Genomic DNA, 15,016 nt, shown 5'->3' with positions numbered 1-15,016 from the left:
AGAAGTATTAGATTCTAAAAATACCGCCAACAGCAATAATTCTTTGAAAGAAATAAAAGTGTTGTGATGCTTTATCCTCATTACTTACAGTAGTTTTGATATCGTGCATATCAATATAACCGCCCTTTAGCTCACCCTGAAGATAGAAGTGTTTAAAGAAAGTAAAGTTAATACCTGCTTTTGCTGATAAACCATAACCTGAAACATGAAAATCATCGTGACGTTCTTTTCCTAAAAGAGTTGTATTTGTTTTAGGATATAAAATTCCTCCGCCAATACCTTCAGTTAAATTAATTTGAACTTTATCAATATTTGGTAAACCAAACCATTTTGAAATGTCATCATGTCTGGCAACTTCAGTATTGATGTAGTTTAAACCATCTGTATGCTCGTACATTAAAAATGCAGGACCATTTGGATTAGTAACACCCATGTCATAACCACCTTCTATAGCACCATTTAAAGACATATCTACAGGTCTATTGATGTAATCTCCATTGTAGAGAGCAGCAGCAGGATCATTCGCAGGTAAATTAATATAACCATTAACTTTGGCCGTTTGATTCTGAGTCATTACATATTTCATGTGGTCAACACCAATGGCAACGCTGTAATGATCGCTGATAAAATAACCAAATTTCAGGTTAGTCTGCGGAATTGTCATATTAGCAGGGTTGATATAATCAACATGCCATCCTTTAGGTTTGTCGTGAGCAGCCATGTTTTCTACTCTAAACTTGTAATCTTTTCCGGTAAATGTCACATCAGATTTTGAGTAACTTTCTCTATTACCACCCCAAGAAACAAAGAACTTTCCTTTATTGTGTGCTGTGTATTTGTCTTGTATTGCAATTTCTTCCTGAGCAAATGTGTTGACAGCAAAACACATTAAAAAGAAAGGCAAAAATAAAAATTTTGTTTTCAAAGAAATATTAGATAAAAAATTAAAAGGCGTTTACAGTTTTTCTAATAGCAACCAACTTATTCATTAAACCTTCAAAATAGTCTAAATGAAGCATGTTAGCGCCATCGCTTTTTGCGTTTGCAGGATCAAAGTGTGTTTCGATAAAAATTCCGTCAACACCCACTGCAATACCAGCTTTAGCTACAGTTTCGATCATATCAGGTCTTCCTCCTGTTACTCCGGCAGTTTGGTTTGGCTGCTGTAAAGAATGCGTAACATCTAATACCGTTGTTGCATATTGCTGCATAGTAGGAATTCCTCTAAAATCAACAATCATGTCCTGATAACCAAACATAGTACCGCGATCTGTAACCATAACATTTTCATTATTACAGTCTAATACTTTTTGTACAGCATGCTTCATACTTTCCGGACTCATAAATTGCCCTTTTTTCAGGTTTACTGTTTTGCCGGTATTAGCTGCTGCAACAACTAAATCAGTCTGACGGACTAAAAATGCAGGAATTTGTAGAACATCAACATATTGTGCTGCCATATCGGCATCTTCGTTAGTATGAATGTCTGTAACTGTTGGAATGTGAAAAGTTTCTGAAACTTTTCTTAAAATTTTTAAAGCTTTTTCATCTCCAATTCCAGAAAAACTATCAATTCTGGAACGATTTGCTTTTTTAAAAGACCCTTTAAAAACATAAGGAATCTGAAGTTTGTCGGTAATACCAACTAATTTTTCAGCAATTCTAAGAGCCATTTCCTCTCCTTCAATAGCGCAAGGCCCCGCCAATAAAAAGAAATTCCCGCTGTCAGTATGCTTAATTTGTGGAATATGCTGTAAGTTCATAAAATTATTTTTTTTGCAATGCAAAGGTAGTTATGATTTATGAATAGCAGATGAAGATTTAAGATTATTTTAAGACCAATAATTGTTAATAATGTAATATTTTTCTTTAATTGTGTTTTTTCTTGCTTTTTAGAATGATTTTGTACCGAAACTTCTGGATTCTTTTATAAAAGTCAAAAAAATGGCTTTCTCAAAAAAGAATTTTTGCTTCGAAAACAAGTATAATAAAACATTACAATTTAGTTTTACGATCTAGTAATCTTTTTACAAAATATTGAATAATAATAACGATCAGAAGAACTAAAGAAGAAAATATAATAGATGAAGCGAGACCGATAAGCGGCATTCCGCATCTTGTAGAAGTAGGATTTTGTTCAAAATACTTTGAAAAATTATATGAGCCGATATAAAATGAAACAATTGAGAGAACAATTTGAAGAACTATATTTGTAATTAATACAGCTTTAAACCTTAAGAAAATAGGTTTTAAAATTGCAATTGTGCCAAATATTAATTGAAATAATAAAGGTAAAACGATTAAAATTAAAGGAGTTGTCCCAAACATTTCGGCTTATATTTTTGTCAATTATAATTTACTCTTTCTTCAAAGACAATCCCATCGGAACCATTAAAATTCCTTTTTCATAAATATTCAAATACAGTGTTACAGACTTTTTTTGTCCTTCCCAGGTTAGTTCATATACATTTAAAAATCCGGCGCCCATGTTGCTTCTTTTAGTTGGAAAAGGGCAGCAGGTTTCTAAACGTTTATAAGTGATTTTTTCACCATTAGGGCCGGCTAAAGCATTCAAAAAACGAACCTCATTTGTCGCTTCATCCTGCGTATTTCTAAAAAATATATTTACAGGATAATCAGGATCATAGCCGTATTTTTTGTCTTTGCTAAATTGTGTAATAACAAACGTATTATTCTTATTTAAAATTAAATCAGGAGCATTATCGTCTACATTTTTCAAAGTAGATTTTGTACTGATACAAGAAGTTACTGAAATTAATAGAATAATAAAAAGACTTATTTTTTTCATGGTTGAGGTTTATTTTGGTCACACAAATGTAAAAGGTTTTTGTCACAGATTATAAATTCAAAAAGAAAATAGAATAAAAACTCCGTGATAATTTGTTTAATCTGTGTTATCTGCGTGCTATTATACTTCCTTTTTTAAATTCAGTTTTAATATACCTTTTACAATCAGATATTGTGCCACAAGATAAGTAAGCATAATAATGAACGAACTTTTTTGAATTGGCATATGAAACTTGTTGATTGCCAATATGCTATCAGAAACTACAAAAAACAGCGCCCCCAAAAAAACATATTGATTCGCAGGTTTTTTCCAAATTAAAAGTCCGTTGTAAGCAAACAAAAGCATAACAGAAATTACGCTGGCATAAATGATAACCGGAATTTTTAAATCGCCTAAAGCAGGTAGTAAAACCGATAACATTCCGATTAAATAACAAGCAATAATGAGGCTTCCGAAAATAAAAATTATAGCATCCTTTTTTACTTTCTCTTTAATCTGTCTATTAAAAAGGATACAATACATAATGTGAGCGATTAGAAAAGAAACCAGCCCCAGAATAAAATAGATTTCGGCAATGTCTGCAAAAAGCAAAATTACGTCGCCAATCCAGGAAAATACCAACGCTGTTATAAGGATATTTTGCGTTGGGAATTTTTTAGAAAAATAAACTCCTACAATTAACAAAGGAATTAGAGCAGGTTTTAAATAACAGTCTAAACTTTCATACCCAAGATATAAAAGCAGTAAATAAGTAAAGCTGAAAGCAATATAAATTTTAAAAAATACGGTGTTTTTCATTATGTGGTTTGAGATTTTATGGTTTGGTTTTGGTTAGTTCTAAAATTGATGGTTACAAAGTAAATCGTTATCAAAAATGATAAACTTAAATACCCTAAAATTATATAATTACTTAAAGAGAAAACTGAATTTAAACCAAACCAATCGCCGTAAAATGCTATAATACCAATAGCAATTGATAACCGAAAACCTTCCCAAAAAACAGCAAATCGGCTTTTGTCCATTAATTCAGAATTACTGTAAATAGTAACGAGAATAAAAAAGCCGTAAACAAAGATATCTGGAAGGCCAATTTTGGCAATATTATCAAAAAGAAAACTCACAAACAAAAGCGTAATTAGAATTTGTGTAACCGACCAATAAATTAGTTTTTGCGAATTCTGTGTTCCGTATTTATCAAAATTAAAAACATCTTCAATTTTGTTTACCGGATATTTTTCTTCGAAATTTTCAGGTCTCCATCCGGTTGGTTTAAACCAGATTGTAAGTTTATCTTTCCAGTTTTCAGCACGCCAGGCATCTTTTATTAATAACGTCAAATGTTGAAAATTTATTTTTACAGGGTTCCAGGTATTGGCAGGTCTTGTGATTCCGTAAACAGGAGGAACATCATCTAATTCTTCCTGAAAAGTACCAAAAAGTTTGTCCCAGAAAATAAATATCTGCGAATGGTTTTTATCTAAATATTCAGGGTTTATAGCATGATGAACACGATGATGCGAAGGCGTTACTATAATGTGCTCTGCAAATCCCATTTTTTTAATGTGTTTGGTATGATACCAAAATTGTAAAAACAAATGGAGTGGAAGTGTAATAGCAATTACAGAAGCCGGAACGCCTAATAAAGCTGCAGGAATTAGGAGAAAAGTAAACAAATTAACAAGACTCGCAATGGGCTGACGAAGCGCACAGGCAAGATTAAACTCTTCACTGCTGTGGTGAATGGCATGTTTGTTCCAAAGGAAATTAATTTGATGCGCCAGTCGATGGCTCCAGTAGCCGTAAAAATCGATGACAAAAAAGGCAATAATATAGGAGAGAACGTTAGCTTCCTGATGGAAAATAGCAATTTTTGAAACCATCCATTCATAGGAAAGAAAAGTGACGCTTAGTCCCAAAACATCTTTTACAGAATTGGTAATTCCAGAGCTGATGCTGGAAACACTGTCAATTAATGGAGCAGTATCGTTTTTTTTGTAAATGCCATATAGTTTTTCAATTACAATTAAGACTAAAAAAATCGGCATTGCGATAATTAATATTTTTCCATATTCTTCCATAAAAAAACATTCTATTTTATCCCAAATATAGAATAAAATAGAATGTTTTTTAAATTATTGGTAAATTAAACAATTTCGGCGCTAAGTCCAGCTTCCAAAAGTTGTGTACATTGAGGTTTTAATTTATCCATTGGTCCTGTTTTTACAGTGCATTTTCCGTTGTAATGTACAATTAAGGAACATTGTTCTGCTTGTTCAGATGTGTGATTACACACTCGCATTAAGGTATCAATTACGTGGTCAAAAGTGTTCACATCGTCGTTATACACAATGATTTCGTTATTGAATCCGGTCGCCTCTTTTTCGCGAACTCTTTCTCTTACTTTTTCTTTAGTACTCATTTCTTTTTAGTTTTTTGTACTGCTGTAATTACTATTAACTAATTTACGTATTTTAATGAAACCCAGTTGTTTCTTTGAATTTTTTTAACATATGTTAGCCCTTTTTCAGTGCAGGAAGCATCAATAAAAGGAATGTCTTCTTCATAAAAACCGCTAAATAATATAATTCCATTTTTGTTTAAACAATCTACATAACTCTGCATATCGTTTAATAAAATATTTCTATTGATGTTAGCAATAATCAAATCGTAACTTTTCCCGGCTAATAAAGCAGCATCGCCTTCGTAAACGCTGATATGTCTGCAATTATTGCGTTCGGCATTTTCGATAGAATTTAAATAACACCAATTGTCAATATCAATGGCATCGATTGGTTCTGCACCTTTCATTTCTGCCAAAATAGCCAAAATAGCAGTTCCGCAGCCCATGTCTAAAGTTTTAAGGCCTTTAATATCCATTTCTAATAAATGCTGAATCATCATGTGGGTTGTTTCGTGGTGCCCGGTTCCAAAACTCATTTTTGGTTCGATTACGATATCAAATTCAGCATCTGTTTTTGGGTGAAAAGGAGCGCGGACATGGCATTTTCCGTCAACATCAATAGGTTCGAAATTCTTTTCCCACTCTTCGTTCCAGTTTACCTGATCGATTTCTTCAATTGTATATTCAATTTTAAACTCTTCTGATTGTAAAATGTAAATATCATCCAGAATATTCTCATCCCATAAATCTTTTTTCACGAAAGCCGAAATTCCGTTTTCTGTTTCTGTAAAACTTTCAAACGCTTTTTCGCCTAATTCAGCAACTAAAATTTCTGAACCAAGTTCCTTTGGCTCTATCGTAAAATGATATCCTAAATATATATTTGACATAAATAATTTTTTTGCAAAGGTAAGAATCCAAAGCAGAAGTTGTTCAAAAATCTAAGTGAACATTCTTAATTTAAGAATTATTTAAAATATAAAAAAAGCGACACTTTTTGAGTATCGCTTATATTTTGTTTTTGCCACAGATTAAAAAGATTAAAAAGATTAAAAGGATTAAAAGGATTTTTTTTGCTACGAATTCACGAATTTTTTGAATTTGAATTCGTGAATTTGTTGCGAAAAAACACAGAAAATAAAATTTGTGTAAATCATTTTAATCTGTGGCTAAAAAATAAATTTAGATAGCCGTTACAATTGCTAAGAAATCATCTGCTTTTAAAGCAGCACCTCCAATTAAACCACCATCAACGTCTGGTTTAGAGAAGATTTCCTTAGCATTTTCTGGTTTTACAGAACCACCGTATAAAATAGAAACTTCATCAGCGATTTCAGCCCCAAAAGCTTTACGGATAGTTTGTCTGATAAATTCGTGCATTTCCTGTGCTTGTTCTGGCGAAGCAGTTTCTCCAGTTCCAATTGCCCAAACAGGCTCATAAGCTAAAACAACTTTTGTCCAGGATTCTTTTGCAATGTGGAATAACCCATCACGTAATTGATTTTCAACAATATTGAAATGATTCCCTGACTGACGATCTTTTAATTCTTCTCCAAAACAGAAAATTACAGTTAAATCATGTTTTAAAGCAGTATCAACTTTATTTGCGATTAATGCATCAGTTTCGTGAAAAATAGCTCTACGCTCAGAGTGCCCCAGAATTACGGTATTAACACCAATACTTGTTAACATATCTGCAGAAATTTCTCCTGTAAAAGCGCCGCCTTCAGCCTGGTGAACGTTTTGAGCAGCAACACCTATAGTTGTGTTTTTTACTTTTGCCACAGCAGCTTGCAAGTTTACAAATGTTGGAGCAACGATTACTTGCGCAGTAGTTTGTGCTGGTATTTTAGTAATTAATTCGCTTAACAATTCTTCAGTCTGTGCTGCGTTTTTATGCATTTTCCAGTTTCCTGCAACAATCTTTTTTCTCATTTTGGTAGTTTTTGTTATTTTTTTAATTTTTTGTTTTTAATGAAGTAAAGTCAAAAATTGAAATTGATTTTTGACATTTATATTGATTTTAGACTTGCTAAAGTTTCATTGATTTTGTCGAAATCAGTTTCGATAGCACGGTATAAAACAATTTTTCCAGTTTTGTCTACGATAATATATCTCGGAATCCAGTCTAAGTCAATAGCTTTTCCAAAAACACCTTTCATTCCATCGTTCATCATAAAATGATCGCCTTTTAATTCGTGTTTTTCGATTCCAATTTTCCATTTTTCAGCAGTTTTATCTGCAGAAAGGAATAGATATGAAACATTAGGATTATTAGCCTGCAGCTCTTTAACTTTTGGCATAGCTTTTACACAGTCGCCGCACCATGAAGCCCAAACTTCAATGACTAAAGTTTTTCCTTTATATTTTTTTAAAATGTTTTTGAAAGAAGCCTGGCCTCCATCAAGGGTTAATAATTTTTCAGACAAAGCTTCTTTCGAAAAACTTGTTTTCTGAGCCTGTGTGCATGAGAAAGTTATAAATGAAATAATGATTAGCGCTAATTGTTTCATACAATAAATGATTTTTAACAAAGTTAAACAAACAATTGGAAAGCCAAATACAGATTAACAAAATTTGAAGAGTCGTTTATTTTGTAACAAAAAGTTAATTTTCGGTTAGAAAAAGCTGAATGAAATCGTAATAGTTGAGGTTAAAATCCTGGATTTTTTTGACCGGTATTTTTTTAAATACAAAAAATGAATGATTTTTTTATTTTGAGACTAATTTTAAAGGCAAAAAAACGTCAGGTTTCAATAAAAAAAGCTGCAATACAAATTGCAGCTTTTTTGAATGATATGATTTTTTAAATGCCATAAGCGACATCAGATAGTTTTAAATCATCAACATCATTATAGTGTACTTTTTGAACAATAGTTCCGTTGTGTAATACTACAATACTTGGATTTGCTCTTTCAATAGTTTTTAAAGCTGTTGCATCGCAGAAATAAAAATCGACATCTAAATTATATTGTTTTTTTGCTTTTGCAATTTCCTCCGCTCCAGAAGCCGTCATTGCAATTACTTTATAACCTTTTGCTTTAGCTTCTGCAGTAACTTTGGCTAGTTTTTTCATCCCGGCCGGTTCAGATTTAGTTAAATCGTAAGTTACAAAAATCAATAATTTTGGTTCTTTTAGTAATTCTGCTTTGTAATCAGAATCGTCCTTAGTCATTGTAAAATCGTGAATTGGCGGTACATATCCTTCTGTAATCACTTTATCTTTTCTGTCAACAAATGTTGCACCTTCAGGAATATTCATTAAATCTTTCTCTGTAAATTCTTTATCAACGCCATTTACTTTATAAATAAACACCATTTCGACTACTGATTTTGGAGCACCTTCAGGAATTTCCATTCCTTTTTCGATGTTAGTTCCAACTTTGTAAGGACGGAAATCTTTTATCGGATTATGGTTTAAAACCCAAACAGCTATAAAAGCACATAAAACTACGCTTACATAAACTGCAAAATTGGTTTTTGGAGTTGAAAATAATGGTTTTATTAATCTTTGATTGATGAACAAAACCAAAATAAAAAATAATAAAACAACATCTTTTGTAAATGACTGCCAAGGTGTTAAATGCAGCGCATCGCCAAAGCAGCCGCAATCTTTTACCACATCAAAATAAGCAGAGTAGAAGGTAAGGAATGTAAAGAAAACGATTAATAGCAATAAAGCCCAGATTGTTGTTCTTGTTTTGTATCCAACCAATAACATAACTCCTAGTACTACTTCAAAAATCACTAAGAAAATGGCTAATCCTAATGTTAATGGCTCTAAAAATGGCATATTGAAAACCGGCTCACTAAAATATTCAGTTAATTTATAAGAGAAACCAACGGGGTCATTTAGTTTTATTAATCCGGAAATGATAAATAATACACCGACAAATAATCGGGAGAATTGAGTAATGATGTTTTTCATGGAGTAAATATTAAAGTTGAAATTCCGAATTTTTAAATCCCAAATTCCAAAATCTTGTTGGAAAATTGGAATTTGGTCCCGAAACTTCGGGATTATTTTTTTGGAATTTTATTTGTTTATCGGATTGAGAATTAAAGCAAAAACGGAATAATTAATCATATCCTGATAATTAGCATCGATACCTTCAGAGACTAAAGTCAGCCCTTTATTGTCCTCAATTTGTTTTACGCGAAGTAACTTTTGTAAAATTAAATCTGTTAAAGAACTTACACGCATGTCACGCCAGGCTTCGCCGTAATCGTGATTTTTGGCTTCCATTAATTCTTTGGTTAATTTTACTTTAGCATCGTATAATTCGGTTGCTTTTTCAACATCAAGATCCGGCTGATCAACAACACCCAATTCTAACTGAATCAAAGCCATGATAGAATAATTGATGATTCCGATAAATTCTCCTTTTTCATCTTCATCAACTTTACGGATATCATTTTCTTGTAAACTTCTGATTCGTTGTGCTTTTATGAAAATTTGATCGGTCAATGATGGAAGTCTCAAAATTCTCCATGCACTGCCGTAATCTTTCATTTTATTGATAAATAAGGTTCGGCAAACCGTAATTACATTATCAAATTCAAGGGAAGTATTCTTCATTTATTGCTGTATATTTGCTAAAATTTCTCCAAAAATAAGGATTAAATTAAAGAGTTTCAAGTTTAAGGTTTTCTTTGTTTCAAGTTTTTTCTAAACAAAGTGTTAATGCCGATAACTTGAAACTAAGAAATAATAAAAGTTTCAAGTTTCAGGTTTCAAGTTCTCGAACTGACGTAATCTGCATCAACTTGAAACTTGAAACCAATAAAACTTGAAACAAAATGTTGATTAACTGTAAAGGTGAGCTTATAGATTTATCGATTCCTAAAATAATGGGAATTTTGAATATCACGCCCAATTCTTTCTTTGATGGAGGAAAATATAAAAACGAAGATGAAATCATTTCTCAGGTTGATAAAATGCTTTCTGAAGGGGCGGCATTTATTGATATTGGCGCCTATTCAAGTAAACCCAGTGCCGAATTTGTTTCGGAACAAGAAGAAATTGACCGAATTATTCCTGTCATAGAATTGATTTTAAAGCATTTTCCGAAAGCTTTATTATCAATCGATACTTTTAGGGCCGAAGTTGCAAAAGCGAGCATAGAAATCGGTGCAGCGATTATAAATGATATTGCAGCGGGTGAATTAGACGATAAAATGTTTGAAGTTATTGCAAAATACAACGTTCCGTACATTATGATGCACATGCGCGGTAATCCGCAGACAATGCAGAGTTTGACGCAATATGATGATATTGTAAAAGAAATACTGTTCTATTTTTCTGAAAAAGTAAAAAAAGCCAGAAGTTTAGGAATTAACGATTTGATTCTTGATCCCGGTTTCGGTTTCGCAAAAACAACAGATCAGAATTATGAAGTCATGCAAAAAATGGAACTTTTTAATTTATTAGAATTACCTGTTTTAGCAGGTGTTTCAAGAAAATCGATGATTTATAAAGCACTTAATATTACGGCGCAGGAAGCTTTAAACGGAACAACTTTTTTGAATACAATTGCGTTGACAAAAGGAGTGAAAATCCTTCGTGTTCACGATGTAAAAGAAGCGGCGGAATGTGTGGCTTTGTTTAATAAATTAAGTTTATGATATAAATAATCGCTTGGTTTGTCATTCCGAGGAACGAGGAATCGTACTCGAAACTCGACAAAGATTGACGACTTTCTTTGAGGAAGTACTAGTGCGATTCCTCGTTCCTCGGAATGACATACTTTGTACTAAAATAAAAATGAATATGAAATACGTTGCTCTAATTATTGCTTTTCTTCTTTTCTCCTGCGGAAAAAAACAAGATGTTTTACTTCCAAAATCAAACATAACAATTGTAAAAGACGTACAAGATCTTTCGCCAATTTATATCTTTTTTGAAACCGAAGGAAAAGATACAATCGCAGATGTAAACCGTAAAAGTGCGATAATTTCAACCAACTGGATTTTCAATATTGACAAACGTCTGCCTTTAAAATTGGTAATTCCGGAAGTAATGAAATTACAGGAAAAAAAGCGAGCTGACAGCGCCCATAAAAACGAAAATGCAGAAAATTATTATTCTTATGCAGATTCTATCGGGAAAAATCTAGCCTTTGTGCCTTTTACGAAAGTGTATTATAAAACGGAAAAGCCAAGTAGAGAAAATTTGGTAGTTTATTTTAGAAAAGGAAAAAAACAGGTTTTCATGGCAAATAAGGAAATAAAAATTTCAGAAATATTACAACATTTTTACAGTATAAAATTTGAAAGAGTGCCAGATTTGGTATTTTTCTTCGATAAAAACATGAGTTATGAAGAATATATTCAGTATAAAATTCTACTGCAAAAACATGTAACTTATAATCTTGATAAACTTCCGGTAGAATTCATTAACTAAAACTTGAAACCTGAAATAAAGAAAACCTGAAACAAAAAAACAAAAAACTCTATTGATGATGATAAGGTTCGTTCCTTAAAATTGTAAACCCACGATATAATTGTTCGATAAAAAATAAGCGAACCATTTGGTGTGAAAATGTCATCAGCGAAAGCGAAACTTTTCCCTGCGCTTTACTGTAAACCGTTTCAGAGAATCCGTATGGGCCTCCAATTACGAAAACCAAAGTTTTGATTCCCGAATTCATTTTCTTTTGCAGTTCTTCAGAAAAACTAACACTGGAGAAGTTTTTTCCGTTTTCATCCAATAAAATCAACTGATCGGCTGGTGAAAGTTTAGACAGAATCAATTCGCCTTCTTTTTCTTTTTGCTGACTTTCAGATAAGTTTTTTACGTTTTTGATATCGGGAATAATCTCCAAATCAAATTTGATGTAAAACGACAAACGTTTGGTATAATCGTCAATCAAGGTTTGAAGTGATTTATTATCAGTTTTGCCAATGGCGATGAGTTTGATATTCATTGTTCTTTTATTTTGCCACGAATTGCTCGAATTAGCATGAATTTATTTTTTTTGCCACAGATTGTTTAAAGGAAAATAAAAAATCCTTTTTAATCCTTTTAATCTGTGGCTAAGATTATTTTTTATTCTCAAAAACCGTTTCGAAATGTTCTACAATAGGAAACGGCTCATAATAATGATGTAAAATCTTTTTCCATTCTAGATATGCTTCAGAAGTTCTAAAACCTACAGTATGATCTTCAAGTGTATTCCAATCAACCAATAAAAGATATTTGTTTTCAACTTCAAGACATTTCTCTAAGCGATGTCCTAAATAACCATCAATTGATGAGATGTATTGGCTTGCTTTTGCAAAATCAGCTTCAAATTGAGGTGCTAATTCAGGTTTTACAAAAAGATATGCGGCTTCTAGAATCATATTTATAAATATTTTTTTTACGCAGATTTTGCAGATTTAAACAGATTTTATTTTTTAATATTTTGACATAAAAAAAATCTGCGTTCATCAGCTTAAATCTGTTTAAAATCTGCGTGCAATTTTTACACAAATTAACAGTTTTAGTTTTTAGAAAACTTCGCTTCAAAAATTTTAAATCTATTATCAAGATCTTTTATTAATTGTTTTTTAACCGATTCATCCTGAATAAAACTGTAATTGATGCTGTTGTAAACGTATTTCTTTATTACTTCGTAATTAACATCAGGATATCTTTTTGCTAATAAAACATATTGTTCGGTCATATTACTTCTTAAAATTCCTGCATCGTCTGTACTGATTACAATTGGAACATTAAATTCTTTGTAAAGCGTAAACGGATGTCTGTTTTCTTTTACTTTTAAAATGAACTCATTACTTGCTAAATTGATCTCAATAGGAATATTATTTTTAGACATATATTTTAATAAATCATACGAATTTGCTTCGTAAGCGATATCAACTCCGTGACCAATCCTATTTGCACCGGCAACATATATGGCGTCGTTAATATGCCATGTTAGATCTTCTGGCTGCACCAAACCTAAAGTCAATTCACCAGCGTGAAGAGTATATTTTACATCTGGAAATTTAGAGTGGCAGTATTTAAACATTACCATATGTAACCAGTAATCTTTCATTGAATTTTCTCCATGTTCAGGAGAAACTATGTTTACGCCGGCAGTTAATTTGCTTTCGTTTGAAGAAATGAAAGCGATAATCAGATTTTTAAATAAATCAACCGGTTCCATAAAACGCAGCACAAAATTTTGGTAACGCATGGCAAAACGCTCATCGTCAATTTTTAAATCTTTATGCAGTTTTGCTATGAAATTGTTATTGAAATCTTCGGCATATTTTTTAGCATCTTTTTTCTCAATCGATTTGTACAATTCGTCTAAAAGTTTTAATACTGCTTTTTCATCTTTTTGACTGGCTGCCTGACGAAGTTTTGTATTAAAATCAGTTAAATCAGAAATATTCATATCGCAGGGAATTGTTGATAGTTGTGTTTCTATATAACTTACATTTTCACTAATGGCGCGTTTTTTTAATTCAAGCATTCCTTCTGCAAAATGACCTGCAATAGTGGGTTCAAATTTCATAAAAGAATCAAAAAATAAATCATCAGAAGGAACAGAGCCATTATAATCTTTAGCCGACCAGGTTTGCATTACCTGTTGTTCGTATTGAGCTAATTTTCCGTTGTTTTTAAGAGAAGAAAAAGTCTGCCAGTTTCCTTTTTCAGGTTTGGTTTTAGAAACTTCCATGGTTTCTAAATTCAAATAAAAGTCTTCTGCAATGGCTCTTTCTAAAAGTGGTTCTGCATAAACCGATCCTGAAAAATGGTGGTGTAAATCGCCTCCTTTTGGCATTTGTTGAAAAAAAGCTGTTAAGAGAGCTTCATTATTTCTGATTTTTTCTAAATAACTTTCAGCTGTTTGAGAAAAGCCGATTTGCGCTATAAAAATACAGAAAAGCGTAATTATCCTTGTCATACTCTAAGTTTAAATTACATGCAAATGTAAGAGTTTTGGAGGAGATTAAAAAATTGATTTTCGTTGTGTTGGTTTTTTACCGCAAAGCTCGCTAAGGTTTTTCGCAAAGAACGCTAAGTCTTTTTTAGATTACCTAAGTTCATAAAATGCGAAAGACGCACTGCAGTGCGTCTCTACGAAAAAACCTTTGAGCCTTTGTTCCTTTGCCACTTTGAACCTTAAGAAAACAATACATCATGAATTGCCTCAACCCTGTCAAAAACGCTTTTTGCAAAAGGGCAAAGCGGAATAATTTTCAGGTTATTAGCTCTCGCATATTCTACGGCAGCCATAACTAATTTTTTGCCAACACCTTTTCCGTTAAATTCTTCGTTAACTTCTGTGTGGTCGATTATAAATTTGCTGTCACCAGCCCAGGTGTAAGTCATTTTTCCGGCTTGTTTTCCATCTTCTACGGCTTCAAAATATCCTCTTCTTGTATCGTTAATTTGTTGAATTTCCATGATAAATTATATTAATGTGGTTTTAATTTCTATTGAATGTGTAAGTGTTTTATGTATTGGGCAGCTATTGGCAATAGTTTCTAATCGTTGCCTTTGTGTATCGTCAACTTCGCCAATTACTTCAATTTTTCTTGTGAATAATGATACATTTCGATCAGAATTTCTTTCGAAATCAATTTTGACATTAATTTCTGAAACGTTCCATTGTTTACGATTAATGTACATTCGTAAAGTAATTACTGTGCAGGAAGCCAATGATGCCGCCAAAAGTTCTGTTGGATTCAGGCCTAAATTCTTTCCTCCAATTTCCTGAGGTTCATCAGAAATTAAAATGTTTCCGCTGGCTGATGCTATTTCTGTTCGATACAAACGCGTATCTATTTTTGCTGATATAGTATTCATA

At 32.2% G+C, this 15,016-nt stretch carries 19 protein-coding genes; 2 read left to right on the top strand and 17 right to left on the bottom strand.

Translation table 11 applies throughout. The features are described 5' to 3' along the window. Positions 1 to 7: 7 nt before the first annotated feature. From LUU93_RS15965 to LUU93_RS15910, 12 genes are all read right to left on the bottom strand, one after another. Positions 8 to 889 (bottom strand): hypothetical protein, encoded by an 882-nt coding sequence (locus tag LUU93_RS15965; protein WP_232682210.1) that lies wholly within the window; start codon positions 887 to 889, stop codon positions 8 to 10. Between the two features lie 55 nt (positions 890 to 944). Next, on the bottom strand, positions 945 to 1,763 hold the full coding sequence (gene kdsA / locus LUU93_RS15960; RefSeq protein WP_232682175.1) for a 3-deoxy-8-phosphooctulonate synthase: 819 nt from the start codon (positions 1,761 to 1,763) through the stop codon (positions 945 to 947). 232 nt (positions 1,764 to 1,995) lie between these two features. Further along, positions 1,996 to 2,328 (bottom strand): hypothetical protein, encoded by a 333-nt coding sequence (locus LUU93_RS15955; protein WP_232682174.1) that lies wholly within the window; start codon positions 2,326 to 2,328, stop codon positions 1,996 to 1,998. 28 nt (positions 2,329 to 2,356) lie between these two features. Continuing rightward, positions 2,357 to 2,809, bottom strand: coding sequence for a 2-dehydro-3-deoxyphosphooctonate aldolase (locus LUU93_RS15950; protein WP_232682173.1), 453 nt, complete (start codon positions 2,807 to 2,809; stop codon positions 2,357 to 2,359). A 120-nt stretch (positions 2,810 to 2,929) separates the two neighbouring features. Continuing rightward, positions 2,930 to 3,607 (bottom strand): lysoplasmalogenase, encoded by a 678-nt coding sequence (locus tag LUU93_RS15945; RefSeq protein WP_232682172.1) that lies wholly within the window; start codon positions 3,605 to 3,607, stop codon positions 2,930 to 2,932. Continuing rightward, on the bottom strand, positions 3,607 to 4,887 hold the full coding sequence (locus LUU93_RS15940; RefSeq protein ID WP_232682171.1) for a sterol desaturase family protein: 1,281 nt from the start codon (positions 4,885 to 4,887) through the stop codon (positions 3,607 to 3,609). The genes LUU93_RS15945 and LUU93_RS15940 overlap by 1 nt, the downstream gene beginning before the upstream one ends. A gap of 65 nt (positions 4,888 to 4,952) precedes the next feature. Next, positions 4,953 to 5,228 (bottom strand): ATP-dependent Clp protease adaptor ClpS, encoded by a 276-nt coding sequence (locus tag LUU93_RS15935; protein ID WP_232682170.1) that lies wholly within the window; start codon positions 5,226 to 5,228, stop codon positions 4,953 to 4,955. A gap of 38 nt (positions 5,229 to 5,266) precedes the next feature. Next, a complete protein-coding gene (gene prmA, locus LUU93_RS15930; protein WP_232682169.1) occupies positions 5,267 to 6,100 on the bottom strand; it encodes a 50S ribosomal protein L11 methyltransferase in 834 nt (277 codons plus the stop codon). A gap of 292 nt (positions 6,101 to 6,392) precedes the next feature. Continuing rightward, on the bottom strand, positions 6,393 to 7,145 hold the full coding sequence (gene tpiA / locus LUU93_RS15925; RefSeq protein ID WP_232682168.1) for a triose-phosphate isomerase: 753 nt from the start codon (positions 7,143 to 7,145) through the stop codon (positions 6,393 to 6,395). A gap of 77 nt (positions 7,146 to 7,222) precedes the next feature. Further along, entirely contained in the window at positions 7,223 to 7,723 is a 501-nt protein-coding gene (locus LUU93_RS15920) for a TlpA family protein disulfide reductase (RefSeq protein ID WP_232682167.1), read from the bottom strand. 293 nt (positions 7,724 to 8,016) lie between these two features. Then, positions 8,017 to 9,138, bottom strand: a complete 1,122-nt coding sequence (locus tag LUU93_RS15915; protein WP_232682166.1) for a BT_3928 family protein — start codon at positions 9,136 to 9,138, stop codon at positions 8,017 to 8,019. Positions 9,139 to 9,246: 108 nt separating this feature from the next. Then, entirely contained in the window at positions 9,247 to 9,789 is a 543-nt protein-coding gene (locus tag LUU93_RS15910; RefSeq protein WP_232682165.1) for a DUF1599 domain-containing protein, read from the bottom strand. Positions 9,790 to 10,010: 221 nt separating this feature from the next. Here LUU93_RS15910 and folP point away from each other — a divergent pair, with 221 nt between their 5' ends. Together folP and LUU93_RS15900 are read left to right on the top strand one after the other, a co-directional pair. Beyond that, positions 10,011 to 10,835, top strand: coding sequence for a dihydropteroate synthase (gene folP / locus LUU93_RS15905; protein WP_232682164.1), 825 nt, complete (start codon positions 10,011 to 10,013; stop codon positions 10,833 to 10,835). 145 nt (positions 10,836 to 10,980) lie between these two features. After that, complete coding sequence (locus tag LUU93_RS15900; protein ID WP_232682163.1) at positions 10,981 to 11,613, top strand: hypothetical protein; 633 nt, start codon at positions 10,981 to 10,983, stop codon at positions 11,611 to 11,613. A 49-nt stretch (positions 11,614 to 11,662) separates the two neighbouring features. On the opposite strand, the gene rlmH is transcribed toward LUU93_RS15900, so the two are convergent. The 5 genes from rlmH to LUU93_RS15875 all read right to left on the bottom strand — a co-directional run bounded on the left by rlmH (position 11,663) and on the right by LUU93_RS15875 (position 15,015). After that, a complete protein-coding gene (rlmH, locus tag LUU93_RS15895; RefSeq protein WP_232682162.1) occupies positions 11,663 to 12,136 on the bottom strand; it encodes a 23S rRNA (pseudouridine(1915)-N(3))-methyltransferase RlmH in 474 nt (157 codons plus the stop codon). 115 nt (positions 12,137 to 12,251) lie between these two features. Next, complete coding sequence (locus tag LUU93_RS15890; protein WP_232682160.1) at positions 12,252 to 12,554, bottom strand: antibiotic biosynthesis monooxygenase family protein; 303 nt, start codon at positions 12,552 to 12,554, stop codon at positions 12,252 to 12,254. Between the two features lie 140 nt (positions 12,555 to 12,694). Then, positions 12,695 to 14,110, bottom strand: coding sequence for an amidohydrolase family protein (locus tag LUU93_RS15885; protein ID WP_232682159.1), 1,416 nt, complete (start codon positions 14,108 to 14,110; stop codon positions 12,695 to 12,697). Between the two features lie 218 nt (positions 14,111 to 14,328). After that, complete coding sequence (locus tag LUU93_RS15880; RefSeq protein ID WP_232682158.1) at positions 14,329 to 14,613, bottom strand: GNAT family N-acetyltransferase; 285 nt, start codon at positions 14,611 to 14,613, stop codon at positions 14,329 to 14,331. A gap of 6 nt (positions 14,614 to 14,619) precedes the next feature. Continuing rightward, positions 14,620 to 15,015, bottom strand: a complete 396-nt coding sequence (locus LUU93_RS15875) for an OsmC family protein (protein WP_232682157.1) — start codon at positions 15,013 to 15,015, stop codon at positions 14,620 to 14,622. Between the last annotated feature and the right edge of the window lies 1 nt (position 15,016).

The sequence above is a fragment of the Flavobacterium soyae genome (assembly GCF_021245985.1).
GTDB lineage: Bacteria > Bacteroidota > Bacteroidia > Flavobacteriales > Flavobacteriaceae > Flavobacterium > Flavobacterium soyae.
The sequence above is the reverse complement of the archived record's forward strand: the minus strand, read 5'-3'. Positions and strand labels throughout refer to the sequence as shown.